The sequence below is a fragment of the Martinezella sp. CNPSo 3964 genome (assembly GCF_057784375.1).
Genome location: NZ_JBXSOW010000002.1, coordinates 479,695 through 505,092, shown reverse-complemented (window position 1 = coordinate 505,092; position 25,398 = coordinate 479,695). Strand labels below are relative to the sequence as shown.

At 60.2% G+C, this 25,398-nt stretch carries 24 protein-coding genes; 8 read left to right on the top strand and 16 right to left on the bottom strand.

Annotated features, from left to right (window positions below; genetic code table 11):
- Positions 1-225: 225 nt before the first annotated feature.
- Positions 226-1,071: an ornithine lipid ester-linked acyl 2-hydroxylase OlsC gene (olsC, locus tag AC13Q5_RS09040; protein WP_488501472.1), complete on the top strand. Its 846-nt coding sequence runs from the start codon at positions 226-228 to the stop codon at positions 1,069-1,071.
- Between the two features lie 83 nt (positions 1,072-1,154).
- Here the strand turns inward: olsC and AC13Q5_RS09035 are convergent, their stop codons facing one another.
- The 5 genes from AC13Q5_RS09035 to olsE all read right to left on the bottom strand — a co-directional run bounded on the left by AC13Q5_RS09035 (position 1,155) and on the right by olsE (position 9,460).
- Complete coding sequence (locus tag AC13Q5_RS09035) at positions 1,155-2,873, bottom strand: flotillin family protein (protein WP_488501471.1); 1,719 nt, start codon at positions 2,871-2,873, stop codon at positions 1,155-1,157.
- Positions 2,870-3,523: an OB-fold-containig protein gene (locus AC13Q5_RS09030; RefSeq protein ID WP_488501470.1), complete on the bottom strand. Its 654-nt coding sequence runs from the start codon at positions 3,521-3,523 to the stop codon at positions 2,870-2,872. Before AC13Q5_RS09030 ends, AC13Q5_RS09035 begins: the two co-directional genes overlap by 4 nt.
- Positions 3,524-3,526: 3 nt before the next feature.
- A complete protein-coding gene (locus AC13Q5_RS09025) occupies positions 3,527-4,672 on the bottom strand; it encodes a PspA/IM30 family protein (RefSeq protein ID WP_488501469.1) in 1,146 nt (381 codons plus the stop codon).
- A gap of 247 nt (positions 4,673-4,919) precedes the next feature.
- Positions 4,920-8,243, bottom strand: coding sequence for a thiamine pyrophosphate-dependent enzyme (locus AC13Q5_RS09020; protein ID WP_075851308.1), 3,324 nt, complete (start codon positions 8,241-8,243; stop codon positions 4,920-4,922).
- 221 nt (positions 8,244-8,464) lie between these two features.
- Positions 8,465-9,460 (bottom strand): ornithine lipid hydroxylase OlsE, encoded by a 996-nt coding sequence (gene olsE / locus AC13Q5_RS09015; protein ID WP_488501468.1) that lies wholly within the window; start codon positions 9,458-9,460, stop codon positions 8,465-8,467.
- Positions 9,461-9,593: 133 nt separating this feature from the next.
- Here olsE and aac(6') point away from each other — a divergent pair, with 133 nt between their 5' ends.
- Positions 9,594-10,034, top strand: coding sequence for an aminoglycoside 6'-N-acetyltransferase (gene aac(6'), locus AC13Q5_RS09010; protein ID WP_075851305.1), 441 nt, complete (start codon positions 9,594-9,596; stop codon positions 10,032-10,034).
- Positions 10,035-10,056: 22 nt separating this feature from the next.
- Here aac(6') and AC13Q5_RS09005 read toward each other — a convergent pair whose 3' ends face one another.
- Both AC13Q5_RS09005 and AC13Q5_RS09000 read right to left on the bottom strand, forming a co-directional pair.
- Positions 10,057-10,719: a GNAT family N-acetyltransferase gene (locus AC13Q5_RS09005; RefSeq protein ID WP_488501467.1), complete on the bottom strand. Its 663-nt coding sequence runs from the start codon at positions 10,717-10,719 to the stop codon at positions 10,057-10,059.
- Positions 10,720-10,811: 92 nt separating this feature from the next.
- Positions 10,812-11,495 (bottom strand): pyridoxamine 5'-phosphate oxidase family protein, encoded by a 684-nt coding sequence (locus tag AC13Q5_RS09000; RefSeq protein ID WP_488501466.1) that lies wholly within the window; start codon positions 11,493-11,495, stop codon positions 10,812-10,814.
- A gap of 94 nt (positions 11,496-11,589) precedes the next feature.
- Between AC13Q5_RS09000 and pdxR the strand changes: the two genes are divergently transcribed.
- The gene (gene pdxR, locus AC13Q5_RS08995) at positions 11,590-13,017 is read left to right on the top strand and encodes a MocR-like pyridoxine biosynthesis transcription factor PdxR (RefSeq protein ID WP_488501465.1); all 1,428 of its coding nucleotides are present in this window, start codon (positions 11,590-11,592) and stop codon (positions 13,015-13,017) included.
- Here the strand turns inward: pdxR and AC13Q5_RS08990 are convergent.
- Positions 13,007-13,870: a helix-turn-helix domain-containing protein gene (locus AC13Q5_RS08990; RefSeq protein WP_488501464.1), complete on the bottom strand. Its 864-nt coding sequence runs from the start codon at positions 13,868-13,870 to the stop codon at positions 13,007-13,009. The two genes, pdxR and AC13Q5_RS08990, sit on opposite strands and share 11 nt — an antisense overlap.
- Positions 13,871-14,004: 134 nt before the next feature.
- On the opposite strand from AC13Q5_RS08990, the gene AC13Q5_RS08985 reads away from it, so the two are divergent.
- Positions 14,005-14,940: a phytanoyl-CoA dioxygenase family protein gene (locus AC13Q5_RS08985; protein WP_488501463.1), complete on the top strand. Its 936-nt coding sequence runs from the start codon at positions 14,005-14,007 to the stop codon at positions 14,938-14,940.
- Between the two features lie 85 nt (positions 14,941-15,025).
- Here the strand turns inward: AC13Q5_RS08985 and AC13Q5_RS08980 are convergent, their stop codons facing one another.
- The 5 genes from AC13Q5_RS08980 to AC13Q5_RS08960 all read right to left on the bottom strand — a co-directional run bounded on the left by AC13Q5_RS08980 (position 15,026) and on the right by AC13Q5_RS08960 (position 19,009).
- On the bottom strand, positions 15,026-15,607 hold the full coding sequence (locus AC13Q5_RS08980; RefSeq protein WP_488501462.1) for a histidine phosphatase family protein: 582 nt from the start codon (positions 15,605-15,607) through the stop codon (positions 15,026-15,028).
- Between the two features lie 234 nt (positions 15,608-15,841).
- The gene (locus AC13Q5_RS08975) at positions 15,842-16,048 is read right to left on the bottom strand and encodes a hypothetical protein (protein ID WP_075851294.1); all 207 of its coding nucleotides are present in this window, start codon (positions 16,046-16,048) and stop codon (positions 15,842-15,844) included.
- Positions 16,045-16,791, bottom strand: coding sequence for a COG4280 domain-containing protein (locus tag AC13Q5_RS08970; RefSeq protein ID WP_075851292.1), 747 nt, complete (start codon positions 16,789-16,791; stop codon positions 16,045-16,047). The genes AC13Q5_RS08975 and AC13Q5_RS08970 overlap by 4 nt, the downstream gene beginning before the upstream one ends.
- A gap of 132 nt (positions 16,792-16,923) precedes the next feature.
- A complete protein-coding gene (locus AC13Q5_RS08965; protein WP_488501461.1) occupies positions 16,924-17,823 on the bottom strand; it encodes a MurR/RpiR family transcriptional regulator in 900 nt (299 codons plus the stop codon).
- A 148-nt stretch (positions 17,824-17,971) separates the two neighbouring features.
- Positions 17,972-19,009, bottom strand: coding sequence for an LLM class flavin-dependent oxidoreductase (locus AC13Q5_RS08960; protein ID WP_488501460.1), 1,038 nt, complete (start codon positions 19,007-19,009; stop codon positions 17,972-17,974).
- Positions 19,010-19,038: 29 nt separating this feature from the next.
- On the opposite strand from AC13Q5_RS08960, the gene AC13Q5_RS08955 reads away from it, so the two are divergent.
- Positions 19,039-19,590, top strand: a complete 552-nt coding sequence (locus tag AC13Q5_RS08955) for a cupin domain-containing protein (RefSeq protein WP_488501459.1) — start codon at positions 19,039-19,041, stop codon at positions 19,588-19,590.
- Between the two features lie 60 nt (positions 19,591-19,650).
- On the opposite strand, the gene AC13Q5_RS08950 is transcribed toward AC13Q5_RS08955, so the two are convergent.
- Complete coding sequence (locus AC13Q5_RS08950; protein WP_075851285.1) at positions 19,651-21,330, bottom strand: phosphoethanolamine transferase; 1,680 nt, start codon at positions 21,328-21,330, stop codon at positions 19,651-19,653.
- 232 nt (positions 21,331-21,562) lie between these two features.
- Here AC13Q5_RS08950 and AC13Q5_RS08945 point away from each other — a divergent pair, with 232 nt between their 5' ends.
- The gene (locus tag AC13Q5_RS08945; protein WP_457878042.1) at positions 21,563-21,949 is read left to right on the top strand and encodes a response regulator; all 387 of its coding nucleotides are present in this window, start codon (positions 21,563-21,565) and stop codon (positions 21,947-21,949) included.
- Between the two features lie 11 nt (positions 21,950-21,960).
- On the opposite strand, the gene AC13Q5_RS08940 is transcribed toward AC13Q5_RS08945, so the two are convergent.
- Positions 21,961-22,668 (bottom strand): phosphatase PAP2 family protein, encoded by a 708-nt coding sequence (locus AC13Q5_RS08940; RefSeq protein ID WP_244557755.1) that lies wholly within the window; start codon positions 22,666-22,668, stop codon positions 21,961-21,963.
- Positions 22,669-22,939: 271 nt separating this feature from the next.
- Entirely contained in the window at positions 22,940-23,317 is a 378-nt protein-coding gene (locus tag AC13Q5_RS08935; RefSeq protein ID WP_075851282.1) for a VOC family protein, read from the bottom strand.
- 364 nt (positions 23,318-23,681) lie between these two features.
- Between AC13Q5_RS08935 and AC13Q5_RS08930 the strand changes: the two genes are divergently transcribed.
- Both AC13Q5_RS08930 and AC13Q5_RS08925 read left to right on the top strand, forming a co-directional pair.
- Positions 23,682-24,074 carry a YciI family protein gene (locus AC13Q5_RS08930; RefSeq protein WP_075851279.1) on the top strand — a complete coding sequence of 131 codons (393 nt, stop codon included), beginning with the start codon at positions 23,682-23,684 and terminating at the stop codon, positions 24,072-24,074.
- A 31-nt stretch (positions 24,075-24,105) separates the two neighbouring features.
- Entirely contained in the window at positions 24,106-25,377 is a 1,272-nt protein-coding gene (locus AC13Q5_RS08925; protein ID WP_488501458.1) for an RNA polymerase sigma factor, read from the top strand.
- Positions 25,378-25,398: the final 21 nt, after the last annotated feature.

The window sequence follows — 25,398 nt, the reverse complement described above, 5'->3', positions numbered from 1 at the left end:
TCTGTCCACGACAAACCACCGCTCGTTGCGAACGGACTCTCTTGCGAAATTCGACTAATCAACTCATATAATCGGCTATTGTGATCACCGCATAACAAAGGAGTCGGGCGTCAATCGGGAAGTAACGGACGAATATCCCAAGATTCGATCCTGTTGCCCCACCGGGATTTGTATGCAAATTCCCTCGGCCAAGACTTCCTCCCTGGACAGCCCTTAAAGATAGACATGACGGAGAGTCCCTTGAGCGCACCTGCTCCCACTTCCAACCAATCTCCTGCTCCGGAACAGACTTTCGGCACGGCTGGCATCGCGCCGATGGATCGCCCGAGCGCCATGACGCGCTTTTTCATGGGCATCGTCGCCTGGGCCGAAAGCCTCAATCTGAAATACGCCAAGCTCGGCAACCCGCCCGTTTACGACACCGCGACGTTCCCCTGGGCGGCGGAGATCGAGAAGGATTTTCCGGCCATTCGCGCCGAGCTTGAGAAGGTGCTGCTGCGCCAGAGCGAGCTGCCGACCTTCCAGGACATCTCCACCGACGTGAAGACCATCTCCACGGATACCCGCTGGAAGACCTTCTTTCTCCTCGGCTTCGGCGTGAAGTCCGAGCAGAACATCAAGGCATGCCCGAATACCTGGAAGGCCGTTCAGAAGATCCCCGGCCTGACGACGGCGATGTTCTCGATCTTCGAGCCCGGCAAGCATCTTCCCGCCCATCGTGGCCCCTATAATGGCGTGCTACGCCTGCATCTTGGCCTGATCGTGCCGGAACCGAACGAGAAGCTCGCCATCCGCGTCGACAAACAGGTTTGCCATTGGCAGGAAGGCAAGGCGCTGATCTTCGACGACGCCTATGAGCATGAAGCCTGGAACCATTCCGACAAGACCCGCGTGGTGCTCTTCGTCGATTTCGTCAAGCCGCTGAAATTCCCGGCCCGCTTCGTCAACTGGGCCTTGATGAACCTGGCAATCTTCACACCCTTCATCAAGGAAGGCCTCGACAATCACAAGGAATGGGAAAAGAAGTTCTACGCCGAAGCAGAGGCATTCAGAAATCGTCCGAAGCCCTGACCTGATTGGCTGCCTAATATAATAAAACCCCGGAATCCGTGAGGGATTCCGGGGTTTTATTTTTTATTGATCACGGACAGTCGTCAGGCAGGCTTATCCGTCTCTTCGGTGTCGTCGTAATATTCTTCTTCCTCGGGCTGGTTGGCATTGGTCTTGCCATCCAGATTGCCGAGCAGCGCCGAGATGGCATTGTCGCCATCGAAGCCGGCTTCCTTCAGCAGGCGGTCGAGGATCGGCTTGTTGGCCTGGTAGGAGAGCAGTTGGCCGGCCAGACCTTCGCCAAGGCCGACGCCGCTGCCGCCGGTCGTGCCGCCAGCGTTGCGGCCGAGCATGCCGCCTGTGTCGAAGATGCGGATATCCGAGATTTTCTCGATTGGCTTCACCGCTTCGGCGAGGGCGGCGGGCACGATGCGGATGCGCTCGCGGGTGATCTCGAACTCGATGATGGCGGGGCTCAGCTTGTTGCGCGCTTCGTTGAGCAGTGCCTCGCTTTCGGCCGTCGCCTTGCCGGTTTCGAGAATACCCTTGGCCTTGATGATGGCGGCATCGGCTTCTGCTGTTGCCAGCGTCTTGATGGCGTCGGCCTGGTCGGTCGCGGCCTGCTTTTCAGCTTCAGCGGCGATGGTGACGGCGGTTGCCTGGGTCTGGGCGCGCTTTTGCGCGTCGATCACGGCAATCTGCTTTTCACGCTCGGCGATCTCGACGGCCTTGGCGGTGCCGACCTTTTCTTCCGCGGCGATGGCAAGTGCGCGGGCTGCTTCAGCCTTTGCCTTGGCTTCCGACTCCTCGCGGCTCTTGTTAGCGACCGCGATGGCGCTTTCCTGCGCGACGATCTGAATATCGCGGCGGGCTTCAGTATCGCGCTGCTGCACGGCGCGGGTCGAGTCGATGTTGGCGGATTCGCGGGCCTGCTTTGCCGTCGCCTCGCGTTCGGCGATCGCCTGCTCGGCGGCAATGCGGGCTTCTTCTTCCGCACGCTTGGCGGCCTGTTCCTGCTGCGCGGTTTCTGCGCGGGTCGCGGCAGACTTGTTGGCGATATCGCGTTGCTGGTTCAGCTCGGCCTCGCGCTTGGTCCGCTCGATGGCCAGCGATTGCTGACGGGCCTCCAGGTCCTTTTGTGCGATCGCGACTTCGGTATCGCGAACCACTTCGTTGCGCTCCTTCTTGCGGGCTTCGGTGACGCGAGTGAGCGCGGCAAGACCATGGGCGTCGAAGAAGTTGTTGGCATTGAAGTGTTTGATATCGGTCTGGTCGAGGCGCGTCAGCGACACGGATTCCAGTTCGAGACCGTTGGACTGCAGGTCGGAACCGACCGCATCCTGCACCGCCTTGACGAAATCCATGCGCTGCTCCTGCAGGGCGTCGAGGCTCATCGTGGCCGCAACCGAGCGCAAGCTGTCGACGAACTTCGCCTCGATCAGCTGACGCAACTGCTCGCTGTCGTTGGTGCGGTTGCCGAGCGTCTGGGCGGCAAGAGCGATGGAGGAACTGTCCGGCTTGACGCGAACATAGAACTCGGCGCCGATATCGACGCGCATGCGGTCCTTGGTGATCAGCGCGTCATTCTCGCCGCGCTGGACTTCCAGGCGCAGAGTTTTCAGATTGACGCGGGCGATCGAGTGGAAGATCGGCAGGACGACGGAGCCGCCGTCGAGCACGACTTTCTGGCCGCCGAGGCCGGTGCGCACATAGGCTTCATCGCGGCTCGAGCGGACATAGAGCGAGGCAAGGACGAAGCCGATCCCGAGGATCAGAACGAGGCCGATGCCTGCGGGAAGAAGAAGGTCGTAAAGGCCGTTCATGGATGTTGCTCCGTAGAGGATTTGTCGTCGGACCTTACAAGATCCGAGGGGGCGGAAACTGCGATGAAGATGTCGGCCTTGCGGTCGACAAGCAGAACTTGGGCGCCGATCGGCAAGGGGCTTTCACCCTTGGCGGCGCAGGCGCGCAGCTGATGCCAGTTGCCATGCGCATCCTTGACGCTGACGCGGCCGGGCAGCCCCTGATCCAGAGGTCCGATGGAGACCGTGCCCGTGCGGCCGACGAGGTCACCGGTGTCGACGGCATAAGTCTCATCGCGCGGCACGATCCTGGCGATCGTACGTGTCGATCGTCGGACAAGCGGGATCGTGACCAGGAGCGCCGGCACTGTAGCGACGATCGCCGGCAGCGGCGTCCAGATCATGTCGGCCACTGTCTGAATGGCAAAGCCCGTCACGGCGAAGATGCCCAAGGCCAGCATAATGAGGATCAGCAGCGGCACGCCGCCGATATTGATCCAGGACAGCAGGCCGGCGAGGACACCATCATGACCTTCGAAATGCGGCTTGCCGATGAGTTCGCTCAGCGAGAAGCCGAGCAACATCGACAGGATTTCGATGACGGTCAGTCCAACCAGGATCATTGCCGCAATGGCAAAGGGCGCACATTCGGGTGCGAGAAAGAGGTGCATCGTTTACTGGCCATTGGCCTTGAAACGGGCAAGGCGTGCTTCGATGGCCTGCTCCCGATGCAGGCGGTCTAACTCATCGAGTTCGGCGCTGGTAGCGGGCTCACCAGAGGGAACACCGGTCAGCCGCGAGACGGCAGCAGCAGCGCGTGCCGCACCGGCGGTTGGCGTCGGCCGCGGATGTCCGCCCGTTGCTTCCTCCGGCGTATGGCGCGCGACGCTGCGCTTGAAGTCAATCAGGCGTGCCTCCGCCTCACGGCGGGTGGCAAGGACAGCCTGGAGCGCCTTCTGACCCTCATCGATCTGTGCATTAGCATCCGCCAACGCCTTGTCGAGCGCGGCGGTTTGGGCTTCGAGATCGATCTGGCGCGCAACGCCGGCCTTGGCGAGGTCCTCGCGATCGGCCGTGATCGCAAGCCGGATCTTTGCTTCAAGTGCATCGAGGTCTTCGACAATCTCGTTGCGTCGCGCCTGGATGCGGTATTCCTCGGCGCGCGCCTTGCCGAGATCGGCGCGCGCTTCATCGGCGGCCGCATCGATCTCGCGCAGCGCCTGCTCGATGACGGCAACCTTGTTGGCGCCTTCTACGGTGTCGACTGCTGCATTGGCGAGGCCTGCGATCAGTCGTCCCATGCGGGAAAGAATGCCTTCATGCATCGTCATGTTATCCTCCGTTCGGGGAGAGTTTGGTGTTACCCCGATGTAAATCGCGTAGTGGCCGCCATCGGCGATCAGATAGGCAGGGATATTGCTGTCCCAGCCTTTGAAATAGCCGGCCACGTCGAAGGGCACGGCAATGCGGCCGCGCACCGTCGAGATTGTTAGGTCTGACGGACCCTTGATGGCAAAGAGCTTTTCATCGAGCGGCAGCCTGTTCCAATCGGCAACCCCGCCTCGATTGGCCGCAAAATCACGCAGGCCGAGCGTTACGAGGCGCGCGGGCAAGGCGGTGCGTTCGCGGATCGTTTCATAGGCGAGATCATGAAGGGTGACGAGATTCGCGCCGGCTCTGTCCGGAACGATTTCCGCCAGGAGTTTCATCATCTGCCCGTATGCGGCAAAGGTCTCGTCCAGAGCCTGTCGCGCTGCGTCATCGGGAGCGAGATCGTATCGCAGACGAGAGCGGTGCGTTGGTGCGTGTGCCTTAGCCATGCATTTAAGTAAAGCACCGCTCCGGTGCTTTTCAAGGGAGCTGCGTGGGAAATATGAATGAATTGTAATGAAGGATTGGCCGTATAGGTTGCGAAAATTTGATGCTTCGCGCCGCCTATTGGCGATAACTCAGCTCCAAGCTTCGCGCATACGTAGTGATGATGATCGGGAAATACCATATGCAAAGCGCGGCCGATTGACCGCGCTGCACAGAATTTAAGATGGACCGCTTGGGGTCGAGTTTTGGTTACTTCACGGTCCGCACGATCGCAGCGCCTGCCGTCATGCCGCCGCCGAAGGCCACGAGACCGAGGTTGAGCGGTTCGGAACGCTCATGGGCGACATGCAGCATGGCAAGCGGAATGCTTGACGAGCTGGTGTTGCCGTAGGTCTCGATGACGCTGAGGGCCGGGCGGCCGCTGCGCTTGGCAATCGTATCGATGATGCGCTGGTTGGCCTGATGCGGCACCAGGAGATCGAGATTGGCAAGCTCGATGCCGGCGTCGACGCAGGCATTTTCGATCGAGCGTGTCATCGAATGCACGGCTTCGGTGAAGACCGAACGGCCGTTCATGGCGATGACGCCATCGTCAGGCAGCGGAACGTAGAGCAGATCGCCCGGCTCCGGACGGCCGCTGACGATCGGACGGCTGGCGGTGAAGAGCGGGTTGCGCGCCATGTCACGGCTCGTCACGAGGCTGGCCGTCGCGGCGTCGCCGAAAAGGATCGCTGTCGAGAAATCATTCATGTCGAGCAGCGGCGACAGGACTTCCGAGGTGATGATCAGCACCTTGGCGTCGTTCTGCTGCGCAATGAAATCATAGGCTTGTTGCAGGGCGTAGAGATAGCCGGAGCAGGCCGCGCCCATGTCATAGGCGGCCAGCGAGGGGCGTACGCCGTCTTCGGCAACGGCAACCGCGACGCGGCTTGCAAGAGACGGCGTGGCGATGTCAGGCGTTCCGGTGGCGGCAATCACCAGATCAATATCGTGGATCGAGATCTGGTTCTGCTTGAGGAGATCGCGCGCGGCCTTTGTCGCAAGGCTCAGCGTGCCTTCCTCAGGTCCGACCCAGAAGCGGCTCTTGATGCCGGTCAGCGCGAGAATTTCGTCGGCGCGGCGGTTCGGCCAATTGTGGATGATTTCTTCGTTGGTAACGCAGCGCGCGCCCGTTGCAAAACCGATGCCGTTGATGGCGACTTCAGAGAAGCTGCCGGTATGGCGGCGCAGGGTCGGGATGACATGCGACTTCAGGCGCCGCAGCACGAACTTGTTCTGGATTTCGGAGGCGAGCGCGAAGTTCTGCTCGCTCAGATCGCGGTTGGCATCAACAGTCAGAAGCGGGCTGTCCGTGGCGATCTGGTCGCCGATCTTGGCGAAGACTTCCTGCACGACACCGCCGATATTGGCGCAGATTTCGACCGAGGCCTTCGTCGCTTCGACGACGGCAACGAGCTGGCCAACTTCGATCTTGTCGCCGGGCTTGACGAGCATATCGGTCACCAGAACGTTTTCGTCGGCCGGGCCGGAGCCGATCGCCTTGATGGCTGCCGTCGGGCCGCTATCGTCCTCCTCGTGCCAGGTCACCTCGCATTCGAGGACCTCGGCCATCAGGTCGACGAGCTTGCGGTAAGACGGCAAGGTTTCGAGCTGATTGCGGAAGTTGAAGGGGATGTGTGCGTCAGAGCGGGCAAGCCTGCGTACGACGACAGGCACGTCGGTCTTTTCGGTGACGGTCGCGATGATTTCGGCACCCATGCCGACGGTGCGGTTGTCTTCATGGACGACGATCAAGCGGCGGGTTCGGCGTGCGCTCGCCAGCACTTCCTTTTCGTCCCATGGCGAAATCGAGCGGAGATCGATCACCTCGACCGAGAAGCCCTGGGCCTCGAAAGCACTTGCTGCATTGGCGCAGAGCGAAACGGTATTGCCGTAGCTGACGAGCGTGATGTCACGACCGCGCGCGACGTGGCGCGACAGGCCGGGATGGACGAAATGCTTGTCCAGATCCTCGGAAGTGCGGCCGTCGGAATTGTTGAGAACGGCCTTCGGATAGAGGAAAACCGTCGGGCGCCGCGATTCGAAGGCGGCATTGAGCAGGCCGGCCGCATCGCCGGCGCTGGAGGGCATGACGACGTCGATGCCGGGCGTATGCGCCAGCATCCCCTCGAAGCTCTGCGCATGGAACGGGCCGAGGCCGGGCTTGTAGCCGCCGCAGCTCACCATCAGGATGACGGGCGCTTCCCAGGCGCCATTGCTGCGCCAGAACATGCTACCCATTTCCGAGACGATCTGGTTATAGGCGAGCGGCAGGAAATCGGCGAACTGCAGGAAGGCGACGGGGCGCTGGCCAGCCAGTGCGCGGCCAACCGCCGTGCCGACGATCGTCGACTCGGTGAGGGCGGCGTTGCGCACGCGGTCGGGATATTTCGTGCTGAGGCCGCGGGTGACGCCGAAAACGTCCCCCTTCGGGTCCTCGATATCCTGGCCGAACAGGACGACATCGGGATTGGCGGCCAGCTGCTTGTCGAGGACGACATTGAGCGCCTCGCGCATCGTCAGCGTCGACGCATTTTCATTGCCGCGATATTCCGCCTTGCCATTGAACGAGGCGGGGTAGGGAGCCTTTGCATCCGGCTCGACCTTCGGGGCGTCTTCCTTGCGTGCAAGGGCAGCTTCCGCCTGCACTTCGGCAATCAGTTCCTGTTCGATTTTCTGCAGGGCATCGGCGTCGACACCCGCCTTCTGCAGCATTGCTCGCAGGTTCGGCAGCGGATCACGCGAAGAGCCTGCCTCGATTTCGAGCAGCGTGCGATAGGTCTTCTGATCGTCGGCGTTGGTGTGATCGGAAAGGCGCTCGACGTTCAGAAGCACGATGCTCGGCGTGCGGTTGTTGCGGCTATGGCGGACAGCCTTGCGGAAGGCCTCGCGCGATGCGGTCAGGTCGTCGCCATCCGTGCGGATGATATCGACACCATAGAAAGAGGAGGCCGGGCCAGCTGGCAGGTCGAAGAATGTCTGCTTGCTCGTGCGCGTCGAGATGGAGAAGCTGTTGTCCTCGATGACGAAGACAACAGGGTACTGGCTGCGCACGGCTTCGGCGACGGCTTCGAGGAATTCGCCCTGCTGCGTGGTGCCGTCGCCGGCGCAACAGATGGCGATCGGCATGCCGGGCTTATGCTTCAAGGAGGCGGCAACGCCGACGGCGTGCAGCGCATTGTTGCCGACGGGGCCGACGATCGACGTAATATTGAGAGCGCGGGAGGAAAGATGCGCGCTCATCTGCCGGCCGGCGGAATGGGAATTGGCTGTCGCAAGCAGGCTGGAAAAGAACTCACGAATGGGCATGCCGCGCGCCAGCATCAGGGCCTTGTCGCGATAATGCAGATGCAGCCAGTCGTCGTCCTGAAGGAATTCGTTGAGAAGCGCCGTGGACTCGTGGCCGGCGCCGGAAACATGGAAATGTGCTATGCCTTGCTTGATGAATTCTCGCTCAAGGCGATCTATTTCTCTGGAAATGAAAAATATTCTGTGAAGTTGCTTAAGGTATTCTGTGGCAAACCTCCCTTCCATCTCAATGATTTTCCTGATCTTTCGTCTGAATTAAATGCTCGGAGTTAGGTAAACCCCCAGCCTGCCTTTTTCAATACACGTTAAATGACAAGATCTTCTCAGTTTGAAACCGAAATACGCATATTGCGGGGCTGCAATTTTTCACGATGTTTCTGTCCACAAGGCATGCGCGACAAAGCACCCGTCCAAACGCGAAACTGGTGCGCCTTTCGCGCGTTTTGTCAGCCTGATTTGCGCATAGAGGCGGCTTCACGTTGCCTTTCAGCGGCAGCTTTTGCGGCCTGTTCTTCCTTGAGAATCAGTTCCTTGGGCTTCTTGCCGATAATCTCCTTGCGGCCCTTCCTGGAGAAGGGCTGGGCAAGCTGGGCGAGGAAACCCTTGGCGACCTTCCCCGTGATGCCGATATCGGTCGAGGATGGACGCGGCGGGTTGTAGAAGGTGCCGAGAAGCTGATCCCAGATCACGAGGTTTTCCCCATAATTCGTATTTCCCTCGGCAAGAATCTTGGAATGATGCCAGCGATGAAGGCGCGGCGTCGAGAATATGAGGTCGAGTGGGCCGGTGCGCATGTCGACATTGCAATGGGTCAAAAGACCAATGAAAGCCGTGACCGCGCCGATCCAGAGAAAGACCGGCAGCGGTGCGCCGAGCAGGTAAAGCGGAATCTGGCCGAGGGCTATCTTGAACAACGTGTCGATGACGTGGAAGCGGCCGGTGTTGATGACCCAAAGGCGTTCGACGCTGTGATGCAGCGCGTGGAAGCGCCATAATGACAGATGCTCATGCGCCAGGCGATGCGCCATATAGAGGCCGAATTCGGCAACGACGAGGCCGAGTACCACCTGGAACGCCATAGGCCATTGATCCGGCCAAAAATGCGAATGATAGCTCAGCGCCGGCTGCGCGACCGTTGCAACGGCCATCGGAAAAGAGGTGCCGATCGCAGCGGCGATCTGCACGCCGCCCTTGTTCAGCAGCGTATGGGCAATATCGTTGAAGGTCTCGCCATCGCGCTTCTGCCAGGTTTTCTCGTAGGGCATCAACCGCTCGAAAAGGGCAATCACCGCCACTGTCGACAGATAGACGACGTTAAACCAGAGCAGATGCATATTCGACTCGAAGGCGAAATATGCACCGGTCAATCCGGCGCAGAAGATGGCGGGCCACAGCAGGGAGGAAACAGCAGCGTAAAGACGCGAACTGCTTTGAAATGTCATTCCATCATCCTCAGATTCTAGTCGGCGGAAAATTTGCGCCTGAGTATGCGTGATATGTAGCGCGATGATTGTGGAGTCGAAAGCGAAATTTTTCCGTTCGCCGGGGATAGACAGCTCCATGGGAGATCAAGACATGCGGATAGAGCAGGCGGCGGACGAGCATCTGGAGGCGTGGGTGCGATTGCGCACCGAGCTTTGGCCCGATAGTTCGTTCGAACGTCATCGTGCGGAACTGGCGCAATTTCGCGCTAATGAAAATGCCGTTGCGTTTCTTGCGATCGATCGTGCCGGTCATGTCGTCGGTTTTGCTGAAGCGACATTGCGGCACGATTACGTCAATGGCTGCGAGACCTCGCCAGTCCTGTTCCTGGAAGGCATCTATGTGCGGCCGGAACATCGACGGGAGGGGGTGGCGCAGGCGCTTTGCCAGGCGGTCGCCGCCTGGGGACGTTCGGCCGATTGCACGGAATTCGCGTCGGATGCCCTGATCGACAATCTTGCGAGCCACGCCTTCCATACGGCGCTCGGCTTCGTCGAAACCAGGCGCGTCATCTATTTTCGTAAGCTCCTATAGATCGGGGCCACAGGAACTGAGCCTAGGCGAATGTCAGCTTCGTCTTCTGCTGGCCGGCTTCGTCAAAATTCTCCGGGGCCAGCCAGCGTTCGTAGCCAGCCTTCAGACGCGGCCAATCGGCATCGATCATGGCAAACCAGGCGGTATCGCGGTTCTTCCCCTTGGCGACCATGTGCTGGCGGAAAATGCCTTCGTAAACGAAGCCGAAACGTTCGGCTGCCTGCTTCGACGGTTCGTTGAGGTTGTTGCACTTCCATTCGAAGCGGCGATAGCCGAGCGTGTCAAATACATAGGATGCGAAAAGATAGAGCGTTTCCGTCGTCACGCGGCTGCGGGCGATGGCGGGTCCCCAAAGGATGTTGCCGATCTCGATGACGCCATGCGTGTTGTCGATGCGCATCAGCGCCTGTCGGCCCTCGGCGTGTCCCGTCCGTTTGTCGATCGTCGCGAAGAAGAGCGGATCGGCGCTGGATGCGGCTTTCTCGAGCCAGGGCGAGAAAGCAGCTTGGTCGGCCGGCGCATCCTCGAAGAGATAGCGAAAGCGATCTTCCGCGCCGGGAGCTCGTGCCGAGGCAAAGAGGTCGTCGCCATGACGGGCCGCATCGAGCGGCTCGATCCGAGTGTAGCGGCCTTCAAGGGTGATACGCTCGGGGCGGGCTACGCCCTTCCAGTTCGTCAGATCCATGTCAAAATCCTTTGGTCATCAAATGCAGCTTAGAGCAATTCCAGCAAAAGCGCGAAGCGGTTTTGTGCTCGGAATTGCGTAAAAACAATGCTCTAGCGAAGTCGGCCCGATTGTATCAGCTCCGCCACGGATGGTGGCAGTTCTATCTCGTAGGGCAAGCCGGGCGCCGGCTGCGGCGATACCAGACGGCTTTCGATCGGCAGGACGCCGGCCCAGACCGGATGATTTGCCTCGTCGATATCGCCAGGCGGGCCGTTGCGGACCTTGGCCGAAGCCTCCTCGATTTTCATCCACATCACGGAGGTTGCCTTGACCTCCTGTTTGGTCATCGGCCGCAAGCTGTCCCAACGACCGGGAAACAGGTCTTCGACGAAACGGCGCAGCGCATCCGTCTTCTCCTCGACATCATCGATCAAGCGAGCCGTGCCGAAGACCATGGCAGAGCGATAGTTGACGGAGTGATTGAAGGCGGAACGGGCCATCACATAGCCGTCCATGATGCTGCACGTCAGGCAGACAGGCATATCTTCGGCGGCGCGCAGGAAGCGGCTCGCCGACGAGCCGTGCCAATAGACATGATCGCCTTCGCGCCAGTGCAGGGTCGGCGTTACATAGGGCGCGCCATTGATAACATAGCCGACGTGACAGAGCGGGGCCGCATCCAGAATGGCGTGAACATCGGCATGGGCGTGGCTGCCGCGCTTCGGGCTGCGCCGGACGCGAGTGCGCTCGGTCGTTGGGTAGTCGTTGGTGTCGGGCGGATAGAGATCGGCCATGTCATCCTCGTCGATTGAGCGTTGATCTCTGTCAGCAAAGAGGTAGGCTATAAACGACCAGTTTTTTGATTTTTAGCAGACCAGTTGAGGTTTCATGGTAGCGGTGGCGCAATGGCCGGCACTCGACCGGAGTTCGGGTGACCTGGAGGGACAGGTCTATCGCTTGATGCGCTATCGTATCCTGCATGGTCAGATGCCGGCAGGGCAGCGTGTTCCTTCAACCCGGACGATGGCCGTCTCGCTCGGCGTGGCGCGCTCGACCGTCGTCAACGCCTATGATCGCCTGAAGGCTGAGGGCTATCTGCAGTCCGCGACTGGTGCGGCAACGCGCGTCGCAGCCTTTCCGTCGGCCCCCTTGTCCGGGCAGGCTGCTGCACCACTGCCGAACCAGCCCCGCATTACGGAGTTCAAGACCGGGGGATTGTTCGAGCCTGGCGTACCTGACGTTTCGGCTTTTCCCCATGCCGCCTGGGCGCGCTGTCTCGGCGCTCGGGGCCGTTCTTTGCGAGTGCATGATCTCGGCTACAGCGATCATGGCGGTGTGCGCGAGCTACGCGAAGCCATCCTTGAACATATCGCGGCGACGCGCGGCGTGATTGCCCGTCCCGAACAGGTTGTCATCGTCCCGTCGACGGGCGCTGCGATCGGGCTTCTCGCGAGCGTGCTGATCTCTCCCGGGGATCCGGCCAGCGAGGTCGTCTGGATGGAGGAGCCCGGTTATGCCAGCGCGCAGGCGATCCTGCGGATGGCGGGAGCCAATCTCGTGCCGGTGCCTTGCGATGTGGAGGGTCTCGACATCGCGCAAGGTGCCGGGCCATCGCCGCGTCTGATCTACGTTACCCCTTCGCACCAATATCCGACCGGCGTCACCATGAGCCTGCCGCGCCGTCTCGCCCTGCTCGAATTCGCCCGCGCCAACGGTGCTATCGTGCTGGAGGACGATTACGATAGCGAGTTCCAGTATGCCTCGCGCCCGATCGCCGCCTTGCAGGGCATCGATCGCGGCGAAGTCGTCGCCTATGTCGGCACCTTTTCGAAAACGCTCGCGCCGGGGCTGCGTGTCGCCTATGCCGTCGTGCCTTCCAGGCTTCTGGCGGCAACCGAGGCGGTGCAGCGGCTCAGAGGCACCATCGTGCCTGTTCATATCCAGGCGGCCCTTGCCGATTTCATGCGCGAGGGACGGTTTCGTGCGCATCTGAGGCACATGAATGCCATTTATGCCGAGCGCATGGCGGCGACCGTCGAGGCACTCAATCGTCATTGCGGCACCTGGCTGGAGATTGGAGCGGGTGGCGGCGGACTGCAGCTCGCGAGCTGGTTCCGCAATACCAAGACCGATGATGTCGCTGTCGTACGGACCATCAATTCCAACGGTTTCGCGGTGCGACCGATATCGGCGCTGTATCTCGGCGATGCGCGACCCGGACTACTGCTCGGCATCGCCCGCATGGAGGCGGAGGCCGCCGATGCGGCAGCAGCCAAAATTGCCAAGCTGCTTGCGATTGTGACTGTCAGCGCCTGAGAAACATCGCTCTGTATTCACGTGGGGTCATGTCCTTCAGCGCCTTGAACTGCCTGTTGAAATTGGCGAGCGAGCTGTAGCCGACGGCATCGCTGATGTGGTGGATGGCCTGATCGGTGGAGGAGAGGCGGGCGCAGGCGTCGCCGATGCGCATGCGCATGAGATAGTCCGATATCGTCCCGCCGGTATGGCGGCGAAACATGCGGTGCAGGCCGGAGACGCTGAGTGCCGCGATATCGGAAAGCTCGTCGAGGTTGATCGCACGCGCATAGTGAAGGTGCATATGGGTCAGGACGCGGTCGATACGCTCGCGGCTTTCCTTGAGATCCGGAGCCTGGGCCGGCGCGCTTGCAAGCGGTGTCGCCTGCCGATCTTCCGCGACCCTCACCAGAATGCCGAGCAAAGCCAGAAGGCGTTCCACGGGCGGCTTTTCGAAAATGGTTTCGAAGGCGGAGCGGACGGCTGCGGCGGTCGCCTCCGAAAAGCGCAGGCCGTTGTCTCCACGCTGCAGCATTGCCTCGATCGAGCGGAATTCGACGGCGCCGCCCGTCATCTGCAAAAGCCATTCGCGATTGAACCAGAGCACCAGCGCGACATGCGGCTTTTCCTCCTCGATCTTGGCGCGCGAAACCCAGCTGTGCGGCAGGTTGGGTCCGACAAGAACGAGATCGCCGTCGGCATAGTCGCCGCTGTGATCGCCGATGAAGCGCTGCCCGATGGAGTTCAACGTCAGCGTCAGCTCGAATTCCGGATGGTGGTGCCACTGGAAGGGGATGCAGTCGTCGAGCCTACGGTTCAGCATGCTCCAGGATGCTTCCGGCGAACGGGGCAGGACTTCGAGATAGGGCCTCATGGGGCGTCCATGGTATTATTGAGGCCAGAATAGTATCAGAATTCGCCAGAGCCGGGCAACATCAAAACTCCGGTTCAAGCTACAACTTCTTCCGTCACCCGAGAACAAAGGGGCCAGCGAGATGGAGGAAACCGATGCAGCCTGCCTTGAAACGAGACGCTCACCCGACCGCATCTTCGGTCACGACGCAACTGAAGGACATCCAGAAGGCGTTGCCGCTCAGAGTGCTGTCAAAGGACGACTGGCAGCATTGGATCACGAGGGGCTATGTGATCGTGCGCCAGGCGGTGCCGGCGGCGAATGTCGAGCGGCTTGCCGACGTTTTGTGGCGTTTTGACGAGAAGGACCCGAACGATCCCACCACCTGGTATGCGCCGCAGCGGCGCGAGCACAAGATGAAGGAACTCAACAACACCGGCATGCTGGAGATCTACAATCACCAGTATCTCTGGGACAACCGGATGGAAAAGCGCATCTACGATGTCTTCGTCGACATCTGGGATCGGGAGGATCTCTGGGTCACCATCGATCGTGCCAACCTCAACCCGCCGAAGAAGGTGAAGGGCAATCCGAACGGCTTCATCCACTGGGATGTCGATACCTCGATCCGTCCTCTACCGATCGGCGTCCAGGGCGTTCTGAGCCTGAAGAAGCAGGATGGCGATGTCGGCGGGTTTCAGTGCGTTCCGGAGCTTTTCGAGCATTTCTACGAATGGGAAAAGATGCAGCCGGCCGATCGCGATCCGATGCACCCCGACATGACAGGTCTTTCGGTCGTCAATATCGACATGGAACCCGGCGATCTCATGATCTTTAACTCGCTGCTGGCGCATGGCGTCCGCCCCAACCATTCCGACAGCCGCGTCCGCATGGCGCAATATGTCTCCATGCATCCGGCGGAATACGACAATGTCGCCGAGCGCGAGGAACGCATCCGCCTGTGGCGGGAGCTGGACTCGCCGAAGCGCGACGCCTTTCCCGGCGATCCCCGCGAATGGGAAAGGCACAATGCGACGACGGCCGAACTGACGCCGCTCGGCGAGAAGCTGCTAGGCCTCAAGCCCTGGTAAGCGGCTGAAGGCCGACCTCTTTAAAAACATCGAGCGGCTACAGGCCGCTCGAAACGCTTGTAAAGTCTGGCGGATTGTGCGTTGGTCAGACTTCGTTCCAGCGGCGGATGACCGGCTCGGTCAGATCGTGCTCGTAGCCGAGCACGCTGATGCTCGTGGTGTCGAGGACAAGATGCTCACCGCCTTCAGGCGGCAGGCCGACCCAGCGGGCGGCGAAGACGCGCAGGAAATGGGCGCTGGAAAAGATCAGGACGGAGCCGTTGATGGCGCGAAGTTCGCCGATGATCCGATCAGCGCGCGCACCGACATCAGCGGCTGATTCACCGTTCGGGCAGCCATCGCGAAAGACCTGCCAGCCCGGGCGTTCGGCAAGGATCGCCTTGGTGGTTATGCCCTCATAGGCGCCGTAATCCCATTCCGTCAGGTCGTCCTTGACGACGCGCCGGTCACCGAAGCCTGCCAATGCGCAGGTGTTTTGCGCGCGCTGCGACGGGCTGGACCAGACGGCTGCGAAATCGATCGCGGGCAGGCGGCCCGCGACCTTGCGGGCGGCTTCCTCGCCGGCAGCTGTCAGGGGAATATCGGTCCGGCCGGTGTGCCTGCCGGAAAGGCTCCACTCCGTCTGCCCGTGCCGTACGAGATAGACTTCGGGATAGGCGCTGCTCATGCCGTTTCTCCTTTTCGCTGGGCGTGCGGGATTCTTCGCATCTGCGAAAGCTTCTGTCGAGAGCTAAACCAGAGTGGCAGCTGACGCGGCAACCCGCTGCAAATCAGCTGCATAATTCCTTAAATCGGCATCGATTTAAGATGAAATTATGCAGCAGTTTTAAAGTGCTACAGCGTCCTTTGCGCGTCATATATGACGCGCGGCGCCGTAGAGCCTTGCAGAGGGTTGTGAATCTCAACGTTTCACGGCGCGGCGGACGCTATAGAGCAGGATGGCGAGACAACCGACCAGCAGGAGAAGGCCGCCTGCGAGCGGCGGCATGGCGAGAAACTCCACCGCGCCGGCAATGATGAGAATGAGGATGAGGCAGAGGGTTGCGAGGCTGCCATCATCGATGAACATGCCGATAAGCTCGGACAGGGCGATGCGCAAAACGGTCATTGGGCTGCCTTTGCTGCTGGGTTGCCGCGCAAGCCGCGGATGATGGCGTAGGAGGCGAGCGAGACGATCGCGAAGATGGCGATCAAGGCGAGATCTTCTCCCGGCCAGTGCGCGCCGATGCCTTCACCGGTCCAGAAGATGCCGAAGCTGGTGAGCATCAGGCCGACGACGAATTTGAGGGTGTTTTCGGGCACGGTGGCGAGCGGACGATGCACCAGAAGCCCGATCAGCATGACGAGCACGAAGGCGGCAAGGGCGCCGAGGCCGGCATAGAGCGTGAGGCCATGCGCGCCGCCGACGGCGATGACGATGAAGACCACTTCGACACCTTCGAGCAGCACCGCCTTGAAGGCGGCGAGGCCGGCGAGATAATCGGCGCGGCGATCCGTGGACTGTGCCTGCAATGCAGCCGTCTCCTTCGAGAAGGCTGCTTCCTCGTCGTGCAGGGCGATGACGCCAAGCGAGCGGAGGATGGCTTTTCGCAGCCAGCGCATGCCGAACAGGATGAGGAGAACGCCGACGACGAATTGCAGCGTCTCGATCGGTATCAGCGCCAGCAGTGGCCCGAAGATGAGAACGAGGGCGGCCAGCACGGCAAGAGCAAGCGCGGCGCCAGTGAGCGCCGGCCGCCAGCTTCGCGTGACGCCGACCGCAAGGACGATGGTGAAGGCCTCCACGACCTCGACGAAGGAGCCGAGGAAGGATGCCGTCACGGTGGAGAGAATGGGTGTGAGGCTGTTCATGAATTGATTCCCGAATGACGGTTAGGGCTTTGAATGTGAATGGTATTTTCCGGACGTTTGTTCTTCATGTCTTGGATGAGTTGTGGCTTGGCCAAACGCCGATGTGGCGTGCGCGCTGTACTTTGGCGTCGTTCATCTGCGTTTCCTCGTGCCGCGCTTGCTCCATGTCTTGTCGATGGCGCCTCGTAGCTGGCTGAGCCGGTCAAGGCTGTCGATGGCGACGTCCCTGCCCTTGGCGGCGAGTGCGACGATCAGGGATTCGATCAGCACCATCGTGCCGCCATGCATGGCGAGGTGACCGGCATTGCCGCGCGGGACGGGCAGGACTTCAGCTACCCTATCGGCAATCAGCAGGCCGAGATCATCGCTGATCAGGATGACCGGCACATCATGCTTGCCGGCCTGCTCGAGCAGCACTTCGACTTCGCGATAGAGCGGCGCATAGGCGATCATCAGCACCACGTCGCCCTTGCCGATCCAGAGCAGGCGATCCGCAAGTGCGATGCCGGAGGCCGAGAGTGCGTTGGTCGGCAGGCCGATGCGGTTGAACTGCAGGCTGGCATAGTCCGCCACTGCACCCGAAGGGCCAATGCCGAAGACATGGCGTCGCGCGGCGTTCGCGAGATTATCGACGCAACGCTCGAAGCTTGCGGCAAATTCCTCGCGTCGCAGAACCTCCAAAGCCTGCTCGTGCATGCCGATGACGTGGTGAAGCGCATCGCTGGCCTGGCTGCCGGTTTCAGCCAGCGTGCGTTGCATCCGCGTTCCGGGGGACGGTGCTCCCGTCAATTCCTCGAGCAGGGCGGCTCGCAGCGTCGACAGGCTTTCGAAGCCAAGGGCGCGCGCGGTGCGGACAACCGTCGCGTCGCTGGTGCCGGCGAGCTGCGCGATCTGGGCGGCTGAGTTCAGCAGGACAGCCTGCTTCTGATCGACGAAAAAGCGGGCGATGCGCTGCTCTGCTGGAGCGAGTGTCTCGATCACGCCGAGAACGCGATCTTCGAAAGTGCGAGGTTTCTGCGTCTTCTCTACCATCTGATATCTTTATGTAGTAAATGCTACCAATTAGATTATCTGTAGCATTTACTTCGAAAAGATGACAGAGCAAAAGAAAGAGCGCTTCGCCGTGTTGCGAAGCGCCCGCTGATTTGATCGAACGACGAGAAGGAATATCCGGCCGGGATTACGCTGCGAGCGCAGCGCGCACTGCCGGGATCACCTTCTGTCCATAGAGCTCGATACAGCGCAGCATCTTCTCGTGGCCGAGTGCGCCGGCGCTGTACTTCAGCTGGAAGCGGTTGATGCCGAGCGTCTTCACGACCGGGGCGAGTTTGGCGGCGACCGTTTCCGGCGAGCCGACATAGAGCGAGCCCTTCTCGATCTCGTTGTCGAATTCCGCGCGCGTCATCGGCGGCCAGCCACGTTCGCGGCCGATGCGGTCGCGCATTGCCTTGAAGCAAGGCCACAGCTCCTCGCGCGCCTGTTCGTCCGTTTCGGCGATGTAGCCCGGCGAATGGATGCCGATCGGCTGCACAGGCTTGCCGAGCTGTTCGAAGGCGCGGTGATAGAGGTCGACATAGGGCTGGAAGCGATAGGGGCTACCGCCGATGATCGCTAGCATCAGCGGTAGATCGTAATGGGCGGCGCGCACCACCGATTCCGGGCTGCCGCCGACGCCGATCCAGGTCTTCAGCTGGCCGCTCTCGATGGTCGGGAAGACCTTCTGATTGCGTAGCGGCGGCCGGATGCTGCCCTGCCAGTTCACCGGCTCGTTCTTGAGCAAGGCCGCGAACAGATCGAGCTTTTCCTCGAAGAGCTGCTCGTACTGCGACAGCTCGAAGCCGAACAGAGGGAAGGACTCCGTGAACGAACCGCGGCCGAGAATGACTTCGGCACGGCCGTTTGAGACAGCGTTCAGGCTGGAGAAGCGCTGAAACACGCGGATCGGGTCGTCCGAGCTCAGCACGGTTACAGCCGATCCCAGATGAATTTTCGATGTGCGACTGGCGATGGCCGCGAGGATGGTCTCGGGCGAGGAGACGGCAAAGTCCTCGCGGTGGTGTTCGCCGATGCCGAAGAAGTCTATCCCGAGCTGATCGGCGAGAACGCCTTCCTCGACGACGTTGCGCAGCACCTGCGCATGCGGCAGCGGCGTGCCCTTGTCGTCAAAGGTCACGTCGCCGAAAGTATCTAGGCCGAATTCGACATTATTTGTCGTCATGATTTTTCCTGTCATATGTCGAAATGATAATGTTGAGACAGCATGTAGTGCCGTTGCTGCTCATCAACTACCCGGAAAGTTTCGGCGGAAATCTTCGAGGAATTCGATATGCGAAGGTGGCGGCCGGCGTTGTCTTCGGCCCGGCTGCCGCCAATATTAGCCTTGGCGACATCACGTCGTTTGGGCGCAAATGGAGGAAGCAAATGGTCGTGCTGAAAAAGATCAACCTTACCAAAGCTTTTGCAGCATTCGATGAGACGTGGAGTCCGCATATTGGCGGTGACATCAATGATTTCCAGATCAAGCTTACGAAACTTGATGGCGCCTTCCATTGGCACCATCATGAAGAGGAAGATGAGCTGTTTCTGGTCGTCAAGGGTACGCTGCGCATGAAGCTGCGCGAAGAAAACGGCGGTGACATCGTCCTTGGACCCGGCGAATACATCATCGTTCCGCATGGCGTGGAGCATTGCCCGGTCGCCGAACCGACCTGCGAAGTCGTGCTGTTCGAGCGCAATACGACGCTCAATACCGGCAATTTGGAAAACGAGCGGACGATCCGCGAGCCCAAGCGTCTTTGAATGATCCCGATGGTCCGGCGGCCTCCCATCACGAGGGGCCGCCGGACATCATTCAGTCTGTCAGTTCAGCGCCAGCTTGTTCGACGGCGTGCGGCAGGCGGCAAAGACGTCGAGCGAGGGATCATACACCTTCGTCGACACATCCATCATGCCGAGAACGCTGTGGAAGATATTGTCATGGGAGTAGGTGCCCTCGGCAGCACGCTTCGAGAGACATGCCATATCGAAACCGGCAGCCTTGGCGAGATCGTCGGCCATCCACACCAGCATCGGCACATGCGTCTGCTGCGACGGTGCGATGATATAGGGCGTGCCGTGCAGATAGATGCCGTTTTCGCCCAGTGACTCGCCGTGGTCGGAGAAATAGAGCACCGAGCCGGATACCGAATCGGAGCGCTGCTTCAGCTTGTCGATGACCATGGAGACGATGTGATCCGTGTAGAGGATCGTATTGTCATAGGCATTGGTAATTTCCTCCTGCGAGCAGGAGCTGAAGTCGTTGGAGCGGCAATCCGGCTGGAAGCGACGGAATTCTTCCGGATAACGCTGATAGTAGGCCGGGCCGTGGCTGCCGAGCTGGTGCAGCACCAGCACGCTGTCGCCCTTCACCTTGTCGAGCCAGCCGTCGACCTTGTCGACGAGGATCTCGTCTTTGCACTCGCCATCCTTGCAGAAGCGCGGATCGGCAGAGGGCGGCAGATAGGTATAGGAGACGCGATTGGTCACGTCGTAGCTGCCGGTGTCGTTATCCAGCCAGGTGATATCGACCTTGGCATGGGTCAGCACATCGAGCAGGTTCTCCGTCTCAAGTCCCTTGCGATGCGAGTACTGTGCTCGCGTGTACACCGAGAACAGGCAGGGTATGGAGGTGGCCGTTGCCGTTCCGCAGCTGCTTGTATTCGGGAAATAGACGACGTTGCGCTTTGCCAATTCCGGATTGGTCATCTTGGCGTAGCCGCCGAGCGAAAAGTTCTGTGCGCGGGCCGTCTCTCCGGCGACGATGATCGTCACGCGCGGCTTGCCCTTGTCGACGACACCGACCCGGTGGGCATCCGTGCCGAGCGGCTGCGCGACGACATTTGCGTTCCTCTGCGTATCGATGACGTAACGCACCGCGCTGGTGATCGGGATCACCGGATTAAGCGTATCCATCAGGTCGCGATGCGCACGGCCAACACCGGCGTAAGTCTTATAGAAGGTCGTCCCGGCGATGACGAAGATCGTCGAGCAGGCGAGGATGACTGCGGTATTGTAGGCGAGCTTCTTGAGGATGGGGCGGTGGACGATCCGGACCCACGCGACGACAAGCGACGGCAAGACGCCCGTCAGCAAAACATAGGTGATGAAGCGCGTCGTGATCAGGTGGCCGCTTTCCGCGCCCGTCGAAACGGCCGCATTGCGGATCATTTCCTTGTCGATGATGACGCCGAACTGGTCATTGAACCAGGAAGATACCGATGCCACCAGAATGAAGAAGATCAGGACCGGCTTCGTGACGTACTTAGCGGAGAAGAGCGTGAAGAGCGCCATGATCGCCGCAGAGATGCCAATGACGAAGGCGGCGAAGGCTGCGGGCTCGGCGATGAAATAGCCGTAAGCCTTGGTCCAGAACATCCGATTTGTCACAAGAAGTACATAAAGCGTGGCTATAAGACATAGTGTGATACTGCCGATTGCTGGCCTGAACTTCTGTTGGCCAGATAATGCTTTTTCGTTAGTCAATGGTCGTCTCCGAGGCATGGGCTATCGGCTGGGCGCCGGGAAACCCATCGCTGCAGGGTGTGCTTTGGCTGTTAAAGCCGGCCACCATGGTCACCAATCCTGACATTTACCTGAATGACAAGTTCTTGTGCAGGGCTATTTCGAGCCTGAATTTCGGTTGTCATTCCTTTTTACCGGCTTCATATCCAAGGTTCAGGTCGCCGTCAGAAATAGGCATCATAGCTGCTTGATTGCAACTGGGGATGCAATCGTGCGGCTTCTACTGGTCGAAGACAATATACTCATAGGCAATGCCGTGCACGATCATCTGCGCGCGGACGGGTGGTCCGTCGACTGGTCAATGGAGTTGGAATCCGCCAAGGTCGCCATCGCCGCCGAAGCTCACGACGTGATGCTCCTTGATCTTCGATTGCCCGATGGTAGCGGCCTCGACCTGCTCAAGCTCATGGTAGCGCGCGGGGAAACGACCCCGGTCATCGTCATGTCGGCCTATGATCAGCTGTCGGACCAGATGATGGCTATGAATATTGGCGCCGTCGACTATCTCGTGAAGCCCTTTGCGTTGAGCGAGATGGCAGTTCGTGTGCGCAAGGCGGCGAGGCGCAGCCGCCTGATCCGTATGCGCAATGCCGGCTGAGCCGATTGCTTTCAGGACCGGGCTGACGTTCCCGACCGCAGGAGATCGATGACCGCAATGGCTGCGGCAAAGACCACCAAGGACAAGAGCCAGCCGAGGACCGCGTCGGATAGATAGTGGGCTCCTGTCATCACGCGCATCATCGGCATCATGATCGAGACGACAGCAAGGGGAATGCCGAGCGGAAAACGCAGGCGCGGCGGTAGCAGCAGGACAAGGCAAAGCAACCAGCCACCGGACGACGCCTCGCCGGAGACGAAGGAACAGTTTCCAAGACACCGGCCGGCAAACGAACCCGCCTGGACGAAATCCAGCGAGCCGCCGAAGAGATCCGTGCTGCGCGGCCTCGGCCTGCCGCTGTAGCTCTTGAGCAGCGTGTTGACGATAAGACCGCAGCCGATGGCGAGCGATATCAGTGCAGCGATGTACCGATCCGTTTTCAGCGTCCGCCAGCCTGTGCCGTATTTGCGCCAGGACGAAATCAAGATGGCAATCAGAACGACGATGGCGATGTAGGGTAGGGCGAGCGTCACATCTCGCACGATCTCGAAGATAGGGTTCTTGGCCAGGTCGAAGACGCCGCAGACTTCATTCGGAATTGCAGTCGACGCACAGGGCGTAGCGGTGAAGACACTCTTGGCAACGACGAGATCGATGCTGGGAAAATGATAGAAGACAAACAACAGCGCCCACCAGAGCGCGAAGAGCGCGAGAAACACAAAAGAGGATCTGCTGACAGGCGCGTTCCGTTTTGTGTAAGCAATGGAGTTGTCGTACATCAGAGACGCCGGCCACTGTCTGAACAGGTTCAAAATGAGTGCTCGCCCGCGTTGTGAGAATGTCAAACGACCACTATCGGGCGTCTATTATGACAGAAGCCTGACAACAGCCTGAAAGTCAAATGGTCGCGAAAATCGGCCGGAGCTCCACAGGCTCGCCGGATTGATTCCGGCGAGATGATCGGGCCTTTATTTTACCTTGTGCAGCGAGCTATTCGCCCGTCTTGAAATAGGCTTCCAGCCGGTAGCCATCGGGGTCGATAACGAAGGCGGCGTAGTAGAACTGGCTGTAGTCGGGCCGGATGCCCGGCTTGCCATTGTCTTCACCGCCATTGGCGATCCCGGCGGCATAGAAGGCGTCGACCGCTTCCTGGCTTGGCGCCACGAAGCAGAAATGCAGGCCGGAGCCACGATCAGCTGGTACGGGGCGCTCCACCTCGCTGACCCAGAACTGCGCGCGCTCCGCACCATATCCGACAGTGCCGTCGAAATTGGTCACGCGTTCGTAGCCAAGAGGAGAAAGGGCTGCGTCATAAAATTTTTGCGCACGCGCCAAGTCTTTGACGCCGATCGAAATATGGTCGAACATGAAAACAAGCTCCCGCCGTGTTGTCTGCGAAAGGTTCCTCAAAGCCGCGCTTCTGGGGAAGCGCCAACCTTCGAAAGTCCGCAGGTCGAATTCGCCTCACCATCTTGCAACGGTTATGGGAAGTCAACAAAACGAAGCGATAGGCTGTCGGCTCGCTCGATCCAGGTGTTTCGTCTATAAGGCGGTCGGAGGAATGCCGTTGCCGATGAGATGAACGGGCCGGGAGTGGAATTTGCCGATATTCGGCCGTGATCCGAATTTTTTCGAAACGACTGTCGATTTCCAGAGGGCTGCTTCGTCGTCAATATGAGCGGGCTTGTTGAGCGGCAATGGTGCCGCACCTCGCTTCCGGAGGACACTTCCCATGCGTTTCATGTCTATCGTCACCTCTCGCGACCACATGCATCCGACGCCGGAGCTTTTAGAAGCCATGCACAAGCTCGCCGACCGGGAAATCAAGGCTGGCCGCATGATCGATACGGCGGGGCTGATGCCGCTTGCGACCGGCGCCCGCGTCACGATCAAGGATCGTAAGCTCAGCGTTATCGACGGTCCCTTCGTCGAGGCCAAGGAGGTCGTCGGCGGTTATGCCATCTTCGAGCTGCAGAGCAAGGAGGAGGCCGTCGCACTGGCGGTCGAATTCATGCAGCTGCACAAGGATTTCATGCCCAGCTGGGAAGGCACATGTGAAGTACGCGCCTATTTTGACCCGAGTGCTGAGGATGTATGCGATCCGCTCGCCGAAGCAAGGGCATGATGCCCTCTGTTCGTAACCGGGGCGGGCGGCCTTGACGGCCGCCGGCACTCATCGAGCGATACTGGCCGTCTGGCGGATCGAACAACCGCGGCTCATCACCAGCTTGGCGCGATTGTTGCGCGACGTGCCGCTGGCGGAGGATCTCACTCAAGAAGCACTGATCGTGGCTTTGGAGCGATGGCCGCAGACCAGCATCCCCGAGCGGCCGGGAGCTTGGCTAATGACCACGGCCAGGCGTCGGGCGCTGGACCATTTGCGTCGTCGGCGAATGCTCGATCAGAAGCACGAGATGATCGTTCGAGAGATGGAGGAGGAAGAGCAGATCATGCCCGATCTTGATACCCCTCTCGATGACGATATCGGCGATGAAATGCTGCGCTTGATCTTCACGGCATGTCACCCACTGATCTCGCGCGAGGCACGGGTGGCGCTGGCTTTGCGGATGATCTGCGGCCTGACGACCGAGGAAATCGCCAGAGCGTTTCTCGTATCGGAAGCGACGATCGCGCAGCGGATCGTCCGCGCCAAGAAAACATTGTCGGAATCGGGGCTTTCCTATGAGACGCCGCACGGTGAGGAGCTGTCGCAGCGCCTGGCCTCGGTGCTGGAGGTCGTCTACCTGATCTTCAACGAGGGCTATACGGCTGCACGCGGCGAGGATTGGCTGCGGCTGCAACTATGCAACGAGGCGCTACGGCTGGGGCGAATATTGACGTCCGTGGCGCCGCAGGAGCCGGAAGCACATGCGCTGCTGGCTTTGATGGAGCTGAATGCGTCCCGCGCGGCGGCAAGGGCCGATACTGACGGCAATCCGATTCTACTGCTCGATCAAAACCGCGACCGCTGGGATCGACTGCAGATCCAGCGGGGTCTGCAGGCCTTGCGACGGGTGCAGGAGCTTGGAGGTGTTGGCGGGGCCTACGCCTTGCAAGCCGCGATCGTCGCCTGTCACGCAAGAGCGGGAACGGCCGATGAAACCGATTGGACGCGGATTGCCGATCTTTATGCAGAACTTGCCGGGCTTGTTCCATCCCCGATCGTCGAACTCAATCGCGCCGTCGCCGTCGGCATGGCCGAAGGTCCTGAGGCGGCATTGGAGATCATTGAAAGCCTCCGCGATGAGCCTGCATTGAAGGACTATCATCTTCTGCCGAGCGTTCGCGGCGATCTTCTTTTCAAGCTCTGTCGATACGACGAAGCGCGGCGAGCCTTTGAGACGGCAGCCGCGCTTGCTGAAAATCAGAGGGAGCGTGATTTCCTGATGCGCCGTGCCGTCGAAGCTGCAGGCGCCGGAAAGGATTGACCCGCCCGCGAGGCGGGTCAT